The sequence below is a fragment of the Aeromonas sp. genome (assembly GCF_050633025.1).
In the GTDB taxonomy this organism is placed as follows: domain Bacteria; phylum Pseudomonadota; class Gammaproteobacteria; order Enterobacterales; family Aeromonadaceae; genus Aeromonas.
In genome coordinates this window covers 1-10,821 of sequence record NZ_JBODRQ010000111.1, presented here as the reverse complement: position 1 = coordinate 10,821, position 10,821 = coordinate 1, and the positions used below count along the sequence as shown (strand labels likewise).

Sequence of the window (10,821 nt, the reverse complement as noted above, 5' to 3'; positions counted from 1 at the left end):
CTGGAGGCAATCCGGGTGCTGGACGCCATCGACCGCCGCGGCAGCTTTGCGGCGGCGGCCGACGAGCTGGGCAAGGTGCCCTCGGCATTGAGCTATACGGTGCAGAAGCTGGAAGACGAACTGGATGCCATGCTGTTTGACCGCAGTGGCCATCGCACCAAGTTCACTCCGGCGGGGCGCATGCTGCTGGAGCGCGGCCGGGTGCTGCTGGAGGCTGCCGAGCATCTGGTAGGTGAAACCCGGGCACTGGCCCGCGGCTGGGAGACCGACATCACAGTCGCCGTCGATGCGCTGGTCCCGGTGCAGGCCCTCTACCCCTTGGTGGAGAAGCTGGCCGAGCAGACCGATACCCGACTGCGGCTGCGGGCCGAGGTGCTGGCGGGTAGCTGGGAATGCCTGGAAGATGGCCGTGCCGACCTGCTTATCTCTTCCATCAACCCGGACATCATGATGACCGGCATCAAGCATCAGGTGCTGAAAGAGGAGGTGATGCTCTATGTCGCCCACCCCGACCACCCGCTGCATCAGGAGCCCGAACCCTTGGCCGACGAGACCCTGCGCCGCTACCGCGCCATCGCGGTGGCCGATACCGCCCTGCGCAAACCGGTTCTCACCTACCGCCTGCTGGACAAGCAGCCGCGCCTCACTGTCAGCACCATGACGGAGAAACGGGATGCCCTGCTGGCAGGGATCGGCGTCGGCACCATGCCACAGAGCTGGATTGAGGAGGACATCCGGGCCGGACGACTCAAGGTGATCAGCCCCGAATATCGCCATCAGATCCAGGTCGTGCTGGCCTGGCGGCGAGACACCATGGGCAAGGCCAAAAGCTGGCTGGTGCGGGAGATCCCAAAACTGTTTGCGGCTGGTGAAAAATGAGACTCAGTTAACAGACAGCTCAAGAGCTGCTTCACTTGACACCCAGCTCTTTTATTGGTTCCATAGCCGCCTCATTGAACCCATGGAAGCTGTAGAAAATGAAAAAGAGTTTGCTGGTTGCCCTCACCACCCTGCCCCTGTTTGCCAATGCCGGCCTGATGGATTCGCTGACCGACAGCGTCACCAGCAGCGTCAAGGATGCAGCCAGCACTGCCGTATCCGGTGCCATGGACAGCGCATCCAACGAAGCCATCAAAAAGGCTCTGGATATCAAGGAAGGCGGCTCCAACAAGCAGGCAGTCAAAGAGAAGCTGGGCGCTCCTGCCTCTACCAAGACCGAGGCCGGTCTGGAAGTGTGGACCTATGATCTGGATGCCCTGAAGAAGGCATCTCCGCTGCTGGCAGAGACAACCACAACCCTGCTGAAAGATACCGACGCCGCCAAGAAGAACGTCGTTATCAAGTTCGAAGGCGAAACTGTCAAGAAAGTAGAGCTGACCGACAAGGCTCAGGGCTAAGTTCGCTCGGCCGGTGAAGTGGGCTGCACACCCGCACCGGTGCAGATAGCAAGAGGGGGAGCATCAGGCTCCCCTCTTTTATTGGCAATCACCAGCGTTCAACCAATCTGCTGCTCAACGCAGTAAGCGCAAAAAGGGTGACCTCGGCCACCCTTGGGTTGACAACACCTGGCGTTGTTACTGGTTCGCTTCGGCGAACTGCTTCATCGCTTCGGCGTGCTTGGTCATGCCGGCGACACGCTCGTTGAGCTTCTTGATGAACTCCGCCTTCTTGGCAGGATCCTCGATGCGATCATAACGTTGCTGCAGGTTGGCCTGAATCTGCTCCGGGGTCATGTTCTGCATGCGGGCCATCTTGTCGTGGCGGCCACCGTGGTGTTTGCCACCCATCATGCCGCCGCCGTCCATCGGGCAATCCACCATCGCACCGGGCTGGCCGGTGGGGGCCGCTTCACTGGCTGCATAGGCGCCCAGCGGCAGGCCAAGGATCAGGGTGGCAGTCAGCAGGGTTTTGGTCAGCTTTTTCATGGTCTATCTCCTGTAGGGATGATTCTGGTTCGGCGCTCTTGCCTTGCCCTCAAGTAAACACCCTGTCGGTGTCTGAACTTTGCCAGTATCGCCCTTTTTTGTAGCAGAGTGTGGCATCGTGCGGATCTGGCACACTTTGACACAAACCGCGCAGCGTATTTTCGTATACTCGGGCCAACGCCAAGCAGGGGAGGTATTCATGAACCAGGGCAACACCCACATTCTGGTGGTCGACGACCACAGCGAGATCCGCGATCTCTTGAAACGCTTTCTGGAACAGCACGGCCTGCGGGTCAGCTGTGCCCGGGACGGCAAGGAGATGAAACGGCTGCTGGAGGAGCGGGAGTTCGACCTGCTGGTGCTGGATCTGATGATGCCGGGTGAAGATGGTCTAACCCTCTGCCGCGAACTGCGCGCCAAGTCGAGTTTGCCCATCATCATGCTGACCGCCATGGGGGAAGAGACCGACCGCATCATCGGATTGGAGATGGGGGCCGATGACTATCTGGCCAAGCCCTTCAACCCGCGCGAGCTGCTGGCGCGCATCAAGGCGGTGATGCGCCGCACCCAGGCCGACACCCAGCCCGCCGCCGAGACTCTGACCCGGGATCTGCGCTTCGATCGCTGGCTGCTCGACGTCAATCGTCGGGAACTGGTCGATGAGGATGGGGTGGGCCTCAGCCTCTCCACCGCCGAGTTCGATCTGCTCAAGGTGTTTCTGGAACGCCCGCAGCGGGTGCTGAGCCGGGATCAACTGCTGGATCTGGCCCGTGGCCGCGAGGCGGTAGCCTTCGATCGCGCCATCGATACCCTGGTGAGCCGCCTGCGCCGCAAGCTGGAGCGGGATCCCAAGAATCCGGAGCTGATCAAGACCATCTGGGGTGGCGGCTATATGTTCTCCGCCAACGTGACGCAGGTTTAAGCGGTGAATGTATTGAAACGGCTGTGGGCACGGATGTGGCCCAAGGGGTTGACCGGCCAGATCATTCTGGTGGCGCTGGCGGGGTTGATCCTGATCCAGCTGCTCAGCATCCAGATCTACCGCACGGATCGGGAGGAGGCGCTCGGCTTCGTCAACAGCCGCAACGCCATGCAGCGGATCATCTCGGTGGTCAGGCTGCTCTCCCTCTCCCCCCCGTCCCTCTATGACGAGATCCTCAAGGCCAGCCGCAGTGAAACCCTGCTGCTGCGCCTCTCCGATGAGCCGCTGCAACCGGATAACCGCAGCCCCCGCTTCGAGCAGCTGGTGCGCTCGCGCCTCAACTATCCCCCCGGCCTCACCGTCGAGATCAGCGCCGAGCTAAAAGAGGATACTCAGCGCAGCAAGGCGTGGGAACATCATGCCCGCATGATGCGGGATCGCAAGGGGCCGCCCCCGCCACGGGATATGCGGCTCTATGGCTCCATCGAACTGCCGCAGGGGGGCTGGCTGCAGTTCAGCTCGCTGGTCGACAAGGAGGCGGGCAGCTGGTCGTGGCAGACCACCCTCAACCTGATGCTGGTCGCCAGTCTGGTGATCGGGCTGATGGTGCTGCTGTTTCGCCGTGCCACCCGCCCGCTCAAGCAGCTGGCAGGCAATGCGGAGCGGCTCGGACGGGGCGAGGATATCGAGCCCTTGAAAGAGGAGGGGCCGACCGAGATCCGCGAATCGATCCAGGCCTTCAACCGGATGCACACCCGACTCGACCGCTTCGTGCAGGACAGAACCCGAATGCTGGCAGCCATCTCCCACGATCTGCGCACCCCCATCACCAGCCTGCGGCTGCGCACCGAGTTTCTGGCCGATGGCGAGGACAAGGAGCGGATCCAGCAGACCCTGCAACAGATGGAACAGATGCTGGCGGCAACCCTCAGCTTTGCCCGCGAGGAGGGGCAGCAGGAGGCCACCCGCGAGCTGGATCTGGTCAGCCTGCTGGTCAGCCTGTGCGATGACTATGCCGATACCGGCCAGCCGGTCACCTGTCTGGCGGAGGGCAAAGAGGTCTACGCCTGCCGCGCCAACACCCTGCGCCGGGTGCTGCAGAACCTGATCGGCAACGCCATCAAATATGCCGGCAGCGCCGAAGTGTCGCTGGAGCGGCGCAAGGAGGAGCTGTTGATCCGGGTCTGCGATAACGGGCCGGGGATCGATCCGGCGCGGCTCGAGGATGTGTTCAAGCCGTTCGTGCGACTCGATGAAGCGCGCAACACCGAGTCCGGCAGTGTCGGGTTGGGGCTCTCCATCGCCCGCACTCTGGTCCATCAGCACGGCGGCGAGCTGACCCTGCTCAATCGGCCACAAGGGGGACTGGAGGCGCGGATCAGCCTGCCGCTGTAAGTAGTTACTCTATCCGCCAGCCTTGTCATGGCGCCATGTGCATCATGCAAACTTCATCATTTGAGCGCTTGTTCTTCGATGAGAAAGGTGGTGGCGCATGCTCTTGAGTACCAGGTGTGATATTTCAGAGGCTGCACCAGTTTATCACTTCCGGGGGCTGTAATCTGAAAGCCCTTCCATGACAAGCCAATCAAAGCTAGCCCCGTATGATTCCTTCCTTCCCCTGTGTCGCCAGGCTCTTGTACGATTTCCGCGGGTCTGTGAGGCTTTTCTTGATCCAGCTAAAGACATGGACGTGATCCCTGTCGCATAATGCAGCTCCTTTCTTCTCTTGGCTGGAACCTAAGAAATGGCTCGTCGCTCTTCCAATGCACAACGTCGTCGTAGTAGCTGGTGGTACAAACGCTTGTTGGCAAGGGAGCGGGAAGAGCGCGAAGCGCGTTCCGTAAGGGATTGATACTGCATTGAAAAACGGAGCCTCGGGCTCCGTTTTCTATTTCTCACCGTCAATATCACGATAACGGGGGCCATCAGGCCCCCGTTTTGTTTTTGCAGATGTTGCCTGCTGGCGGCTTAGCGCTGCAGGGCGGCCAGTGCCAGTTCGACCCGCTTGGCATACTCGGGGTCGGCCTGCTCGAAGTGCTTGAGCTGGGCCTGGACGATGGCGTCATCCTCCACGTTGATCAGGGAGCGCGCCAGGTTGGCGGCGAGGCGCGAACGCTGCCCCTCGTCCATGATGCGGAACAGGTTGCCCGGCTGGCTGTAGTAGTCGCTGTCGTAGTCACGGAAGTCGTAGTGCAGGGCGGCCCCTTCCAGACTCAGCGCCGGTTCGTGCTGCTCGCTCGGCTGCTGGGTACCGAAGCGGTTCGGCTGGTAGTTGGGGCTGGCGCCGCCATTGCTGTCTGCCCGCATGGCGCCATCACGATGGGCGCCGTGGTGGAACGGGCAGCGCGGGGCATTGACTGGCAGCAGACCGTGGTTGACGCCGAGGCGATAGCGCTGGGTGTCACCGTAGGAGAAGAGCCGCCCTTGCAACATGCGATCCGGCGAGAAGCCGATTCCGGGCACCACGTTGGCCGGGGTAAAGGCGGCCTGCTCCACATGGGCGAAGTAGTTGTCCGGGTTCTGGTTGAGCTCTAGCACGCCCACCGGGATCAGCGGGTAGTCGCTGTGCGGCCACACCTTGGTCAGGTCGAACGGGTGGATGTTGTAAGTCTGGGCGTCGGCCTCCGGCATCACCTGCACATAGACCTTCCAGCGCGGGAAGTCGCCCCGCTCGATGGCGTTGAACAGGTCCGCCTGACTGGTCTCCCGATCCTGCCCGACGGCGGTGGCGGCCTCTTCATCGGTGTAGAAGCTGTGGCCCTGCTCGGTCTTGAAGTGGAACTTGACCCAGAAGCGCTCGTTGGCGTCGTTGATAAAGCTGAAGGTGTGGCTGCCGTAGCCGTTCATCTCCCGCAGGCTCTTGGGAATACCGCGATCGCTGAACAGTATGGTGACCTGATGCAGGGATTCCGGATGGCGTGACCAGAAGTCCCAGGCGGCGGTGGCGCTGCGCAGGTTGGTGCGCGGATCCCGCTTCTGGGTGTGAATGAAGTCAGGGAATTTCAGCGGATCGCGGATGAAAAAGACCGGGGTGTTGTTGCCCACCAGATCCCAGTTGCCCTGCTCGGTATAGAACTTGAGAGCGAAGCCGCGCACGTCGCGTTCGGCATCGGCGGCGCCCTTCTCACCGGCTACGGTGGAGAAGCGCAGGAATACAGGCGTCTGCTTGCCGATGGCGCTGAACAGATCGGCCTTGCTGAACTGGCTGATGTCGTGGGTCACGGTAAAGGTGCCGTAGGCGCCCGAGCCCTTAGCGTGAACCACCCGCTCGGGAATGCGCTCGCGGTCGAAGTGGGCGAGTTTCTCCATCAACCAGATATCTTGCATCAATACGGGGCCGCGCGGGCCGGCGGTGAGGCTGTTGTTGTTGTCGACGACGGGGGCGCCGTTGGCGCTGTGCAGGGTCTTGTCAGTCATGGCTTCTCTCCTTGTTGATATAGGGTCAGCCTACGGATCTGCGCCGTGCTCGGCCAATGGGCCTTTCCTCGCTCTTTGATAGGCAAGACAAATGGGTGTTGCTGGGGGATGTGTAACCGCGCCGGATATTGCATGATGGTGGCTTCGAGAAGGAGCCTCATATGCAGATTACTATCCGTCATGCCGAACCCGCCGATGCCCCCGCCTTGCGGGATCTCTACGCCATGCCCAATGCCCAGGCGGGCACTCTGCACCTGCCCACACCTCCCCTTAGCCAGTGGCAAAAACGGTTGGAGAACGGTGATGTGGTCGCCTTGGTGGCGGAGGCCGATGGGAGGCTGGTGGGTCAGATCTCATTGCTTGTGGAGCCCAATCCCAGACGCAAGCATGTGGCCGGGATTGGCATGGGAGTGCGGGATGACTGGGCCGGCAAGGGGGTTGGCTCTGCCCTGATGGCCGCGGCGCTGGATCTGGCCGATAACTGGCTCAACCTGCACCGGATTGAACTGACGGTTTTCGTCGATAACGAAGCGGCGCTGGCGCTCTATCGCAAGTTCGGCTTTGTGGAGGAGGGGCGGGCTCGTGATTATGCCTTCCGCCAAGGGCGCTATGTAGATGTGTTCTATATGGCCAGAGTCGCGGGGGGCGCCAGTCGCTAACGGCATGGTCGATTATCAGGCTAGATTGCGCCCGGTGATCCGGGCGCTGGAGCAGAATCCCGAGCTCTGCCTCAGCGAGGCGGCCAGCCTAGCGGCGCTCTCCAGCTATCACTTTCATCGGGTCTTTACCGCCGTCACCGGCGAAACCCCGGCCGAGATGCAACGCCGCCTGCGGTTGGAGCGGGCGGCCCGCTCCCTCTGCTACAGCAGCGACCCGGTGACCGAGATTGCCTTCTCGGCCGGTTTTGCCAGTTCGCAAGCCTTTGCCAAGGCGTTTCGCAAGCAGTTTGCCATGACTCCGGGGGCGCTGCGCCGCCAACCATCACTCTTGCAACTGAGCAAGAATGGACACGCGGCCGCCCGCGAGGCTGGTTATGCTAAAAGTCGTTCTCATGAAAGGAGGCAAGCGATGAAAACCGAACAGATGGCTCCGCGGACCCTGGCCTATATCCGGGTCACCGGCCCTTATGGCACCGGCTATGAGCCGGTATGCGACCAGCTCTACCAGTGGTCGGCGGAACAGGGGTTGGCAGAGGCGGAGTGGATATTTATCTATCACGACAACCCCGAGATCACCGCCCCCCAGCAGTGCCGCACCGATATCTGCGTCACCGTGCCAGCGGGTACCAAAGGTAGCGGCAATGTGGAGATCCAGCAGTTGGCGGGCGGCCGTTATGGCAAGTCACGTTTTACCGTGACCGATCCGGCCCAGTACCCCGCACTCTGGCAGCAACATATTGGCGAGGTGGTAGCGGCCGGCTTTGAATTTGATGATCGACCCTGCTTCGAGCTCTATCACAGCTTCGACCCGGTGACCAAGGTTGCGGATGTGAGCTTCTGCTCCAGCCTGAAGGGCTAGCCAAAACCCTGCGGGATCCTGCAGAAACGAGAGAGCCGGACAGTGTCCGGCTCTTGTGCATCTGGCGGTTGGGCGGCGGTTAGCGCTGGAACCCCTTCTGGGCGAATTTGGGGCGGGCATTCATGATCTGCTCCACCTGTTCGTCGCTCATCTTGCCACGCGACAGCCCCAGCACCTTGTAGGTGAGCAGCGGTCGGGCGGGCAGGGCGATCATCAGGGCGCGGATCTGGTTCTCGTCATCCTTCTCCCGGGTCGGCTTGCCGTAGGCGTAGGTGAGGACGCCGGCATCCATCAGGTTTTTGACGGCGGGTTCGGTGATCGGCAAGTTTATGACGCTTTTACGCTGCAGCACGAACTCGCGCAGCACCGCTTTCTCGTTGAAGTCGAGGAAGCCGATCATCTGGGCCAGCTGGTCCTGCTGACGGCGCGCCTGCCACTCTTCGCATGCCCACTCCCAGGCGATCAGGAAGCCCTGACTGCAGAAGTAGGAGATGGCGATCAGCATGCCGACCCCCAGCCAGGCCGCGTGGGTCGTGGCCCACTGGCTGACGGCCCCCTTCATCAGCCCGGCTGGAAACAGCAGAATGATGCTGCAACAGAGCAACAACCAGACCATCATCCAGTTGAGGCGGTTCAGTTGATAGAAATGTTGGATCCACCGTTTCATTGTTCATCCTTCCCAAACTGTTGTGGATAGTGAACTACCTACAGCAATCGGTGTGCCAACAACGCAGTGGCGGTGGGGAGGGGAGGCTGGCGAGGTTACATTCCCTTACAACTTATTGAATTAGTTGTCATTAATTTGCCTTGTGAGGCGGCGGTCGAGTTGGTAAAACGTCCCCTCAGTCATTGGGGAGTAGCAACCCGCCCGCATTCCGGGCCGGGCCCATGTCAACACTCTTGGATCCTCGTATCCATGGCATGGGCGGCGATAGGCAGTATCGCTCTGCAAGACCTTTGGCCTCGATATGCACGCCAGCCGGGCGAGCCATATCGGGTCCATCGGTTATTCTGCTCGCCTGGTGGTATCTATTATGTTGATTACCCTGCTGTTATTTTTCGTCTCTGCGGCCACCATCTACCTTGCCTGCGAATACTTCGTCAACGGAATCGAATGGACCGGCCACCACTTCAAACTCTCCCAAAGTGCCACCGGCTCCCTGCTGGCGGCACTGGGTACGGCACTGCCCGAGTGCATCGTCACCCTCACCGCCCTGCTGATGGGCAACACGACCGCCCAGCAGGAGATCGGCATCGGCGCCGCCCTTGGCGGGCCGCTGGTGCTGGCGACCATCGGCTATGCGGCGGTCGGCCTCACCCTGCTGCTTTGCATGGGGCGTACCGAACGGGCCATCGACGGCGAGGTGCGGCGCGAGATTGGCCGGGATCAGCGCTGGTTTATCGGCATCTTTCTGGTGGCAACCGCGCTGGGTCTGGTCGCCTTTACCGGCAAGAGCTGGCTGGCTCCGTTGTTCGTGCTAGTCTACCTCGTCTATGTAAGGCGAGAGTTGAAACAGGCTGACAGCCACGAAGTCGAATTGCCGGAGCCCCTCAAGCTGGCTCCCGACGCGGAGCTCCCGCCCCTTGGCAAGGTGTTGCTGCAGACGCTGGCTGCGTTGGTGGTGGTAGCGCTGGCGGCCCAGCTGTTTGTCCATCAGCTGGAGAGCATGGGCGAGCTGTTTGGCCTCTCGCCGGTGCTGGCGGCCCTGCTGTTGAGTCCGGTGGCGACCGAGATGCCGGAGCTGATGAACGTGCTGATCTGGGTGCGACAGGGCAAGAACCGGCTGGCGCTGGCCAATATCTCCGGGGCCATGATGATCCAGGGCACTATCCCCAAGGCGTTCTGTCTGCTCTTTACCCCCTGGTTGCTGGATGGCGCCATGATGGCCTCCTCGCTGGTGACGCTGCTGGCGGTCGGGTTGCTCTGGTGGGGGTTCAGAAAGGGGGCGATGACCGCCGGGCGGTTGGCGCTGGTTGGGCTGCTCTATCTCGGCTTCTGCGGCTGGCTGCTGGTGAGCTGAAGCGGGAAGGAAAATCAGGGAATTAAAAAACCAAATAAATACGTAACCACGATGGCCTTTGATTTTCACGGCAATATAAACCCCCTTCATTATGAAGGGGGTTGGTTGGCAAAGAGCTCAATTATAGGGATGGATTCATGATTTGACGGGTGCGTTCAAAAACATCGAGCCCCTGTTGTTTTAACCAGAACGGGATATCGATCAGTACCCAGTTTTCGCTGAGTTTGTCACCGTCCCGGCAATAAACATCAACTACCTGCATATCTGCACGGATCTCGCCACCAGGCATACCAAGGAAGCCACCTGTTGGGGTATTTGACAAATTCGGCCAGCCAAAGAAGCAAGCAAAATTGCCTTCGGCAAAGCGGCAGACATGGCCATTGAACTTTTTGTCTTTGAGATTGTTACGGAACGGCAATTGATGCTGTTGCTGGTAGCGGGGAATGGTATAGGAAGCGCCGATACCACAAGGACCGTACCAAATCATGTCTTTTGACCAGCTCTTTTCCAGCACTTCTGGGGGGCATCCCATCGCGCCACTGTCATTGAGTGCAGAGAGATCGTTGACCATCTTGTTGACCAGTGCCAAGGTTGCAGCCCCTTCCTCTTCGGGGGCATCGGCAAACAGCAGGCCATCATGATTGCGCGGGCCCGGATAGGTAAAGTACTTGCCGGTCGAGGGGGGAAGCGGGTAGCAACCCGCTTGCTCCATCACTCCCAGTAGGTCCAGGAACAATCCTGTTTTAGTGATTTTTCCATGCTCCACGCAGGTGAATTCGGCATAGCGGATATTTATCATTTTGCCAGTGGCACGAATCCCAAGCCAATCTGCATCGAATAGCCCCATAAAGTGCCCCATGCTCATGACCCATTGCTCACCACTGATTTCGTTGGTACCGCCAATAAAAATGTCTTGACGGCGTTGCATGCGGGTCATGGTACTCATGAGAGGGGCCCAAAAATTACTGGCAACGGCTTCCGCCCCTTGTTGCTCTCTGACCGGGTATACACCTCGCCA

General features: G+C 60.4%; 11 protein-coding genes and 1 riboswitch. Of the genes, 7 read left to right on the top strand and 4 right to left on the bottom strand.

The features are described 5' to 3' along the window. Positions 1–879, top strand: an 879-nt coding sequence (locus tag ACRAUW_RS13910; protein WP_431362745.1) for a LysR family transcriptional regulator, incomplete at its 5' end; no start/stop codon positions are given. Between the two features lie 98 nt (positions 880–977). Then, on the top strand, positions 978–1,397 hold the full coding sequence (locus ACRAUW_RS13905; RefSeq protein WP_021231764.1) for a hypothetical protein: 420 nt from the start codon (positions 978–980) through the stop codon (positions 1,395–1,397). Between the two features lie 177 nt (positions 1,398–1,574). Here the strand turns inward: ACRAUW_RS13905 and ACRAUW_RS13900 are convergent, their stop codons facing one another. Further along, a complete protein-coding gene (locus ACRAUW_RS13900; protein WP_431362744.1) occupies positions 1,575–1,925 on the bottom strand; it encodes a hypothetical protein in 351 nt (116 codons plus the stop codon). A 199-nt stretch (positions 1,926–2,124) separates the two neighbouring features. Between ACRAUW_RS13900 and ACRAUW_RS13895 the strand changes: the two genes are divergently transcribed. Beyond that, positions 2,125–2,847 carry a response regulator gene (locus ACRAUW_RS13895; protein WP_431362743.1) on the top strand — a complete coding sequence of 241 codons (723 nt, stop codon included), beginning with the start codon at positions 2,125–2,127 and terminating at the stop codon, positions 2,845–2,847. Between the two features lie 33 nt (positions 2,848–2,880). Then, entirely contained in the window at positions 2,881–4,242 is a 1,362-nt protein-coding gene (locus ACRAUW_RS13890) for an ATP-binding protein (protein WP_021231762.1), read from the top strand. 573 nt (positions 4,243–4,815) lie between these two features. Here ACRAUW_RS13890 and ACRAUW_RS13885 read toward each other — a convergent pair. Then, positions 4,816–6,264, bottom strand: a complete 1,449-nt coding sequence (locus tag ACRAUW_RS13885) for a catalase (protein ID WP_431362742.1) — start codon at positions 6,262–6,264, stop codon at positions 4,816–4,818. A 161-nt stretch (positions 6,265–6,425) separates the two neighbouring features. On the opposite strand from ACRAUW_RS13885, the gene ACRAUW_RS13880 reads away from it, so the two are divergent. Both ACRAUW_RS13880 and ACRAUW_RS13875 read left to right on the top strand, forming a co-directional pair. After that, positions 6,426–6,923, top strand: a complete 498-nt coding sequence (locus tag ACRAUW_RS13880; RefSeq protein WP_431362741.1) for a GNAT family N-acetyltransferase — start codon at positions 6,426–6,428, stop codon at positions 6,921–6,923. A 4-nt stretch (positions 6,924–6,927) separates the two neighbouring features. Beyond that, a complete protein-coding gene (locus ACRAUW_RS13875; RefSeq protein ID WP_431362746.1) occupies positions 6,928–7,782 on the top strand; it encodes an AraC family transcriptional regulator in 855 nt (284 codons plus the stop codon). Between the two features lie 79 nt (positions 7,783–7,861). On the opposite strand, the gene ACRAUW_RS13870 is transcribed toward ACRAUW_RS13875, so the two are convergent. Beyond that, the gene (locus tag ACRAUW_RS13870) at positions 7,862–8,449 is read right to left on the bottom strand and encodes a superinfection exclusion B family protein (RefSeq protein WP_236562859.1); all 588 of its coding nucleotides are present in this window, start codon (positions 8,447–8,449) and stop codon (positions 7,862–7,864) included. Positions 8,450–8,621: 172 nt separating this feature from the next. Beyond that, a riboswitch (yybP-ykoY riboswitch) is annotated at positions 8,622–8,729 on the top strand. A gap of 87 nt (positions 8,730–8,816) precedes the next feature. On the opposite strand from ACRAUW_RS13870, the gene ACRAUW_RS13865 reads away from it, so the two are divergent. Beyond that, a complete protein-coding gene (locus ACRAUW_RS13865) occupies positions 8,817–9,803 on the top strand; it encodes a sodium:calcium antiporter (RefSeq protein ID WP_431362740.1) in 987 nt (328 codons plus the stop codon). Between the two features lie 121 nt (positions 9,804–9,924). Here ACRAUW_RS13865 and ACRAUW_RS13860 read toward each other — a convergent pair. Then, a partial coding sequence (locus ACRAUW_RS13860; RefSeq protein ID WP_431362739.1) for a hypothetical protein occupies positions 9,925–10,821 on the bottom strand: 897 nt, incomplete at its 5' end.

Bases quoted from the DNA above. Each gene is read 5' to 3' on its own strand.
- ACRAUW_RS13885 (WP_431362742.1), bottom strand. From the start codon at position 6,264: ATGACTGACAAGACCCTGCACAGCGCCAACGGCGCCCCCGTCGTCGAC.
- ACRAUW_RS13875 (WP_431362746.1), top strand. From the start codon at position 6,928: ATGGTCGATTATCAGGCTAGATTGCGCCCGGTGATCCGGGCGCTGGAG.
- ACRAUW_RS13890 (WP_021231762.1), top strand. From the start codon at position 2,881: ATGTGGCCCAAGGGGTTGACCGGCCAGATCATTCTGGTGGCGCTGGCG.
- ACRAUW_RS13905 (WP_021231764.1), top strand. From the start codon at position 978: ATGAAAAAGAGTTTGCTGGTTGCCCTCACCACCCTGCCCCTGTTTGCC.
- ACRAUW_RS13870 (WP_236562859.1), bottom strand. From the start codon at position 8,449: ATGAAACGGTGGATCCAACATTTCTATCAACTGAACCGCCTCAACTGG.
- ACRAUW_RS13880 (WP_431362741.1), top strand. From the start codon at position 6,426: ATGCAGATTACTATCCGTCATGCCGAACCCGCCGATGCCCCCGCCTTG.
- ACRAUW_RS13895 (WP_431362743.1), top strand. From the start codon at position 2,125: ATGAACCAGGGCAACACCCACATTCTGGTGGTCGACGACCACAGCGAG.
- ACRAUW_RS13865 (WP_431362740.1), top strand. From the start codon at position 8,817: ATGTTGATTACCCTGCTGTTATTTTTCGTCTCTGCGGCCACCATCTAC.
- ACRAUW_RS13900 (WP_431362744.1), bottom strand. From the start codon at position 1,925: ATGAAAAAGCTGACCAAAACCCTGCTGACTGCCACCCTGATCCTTGGC.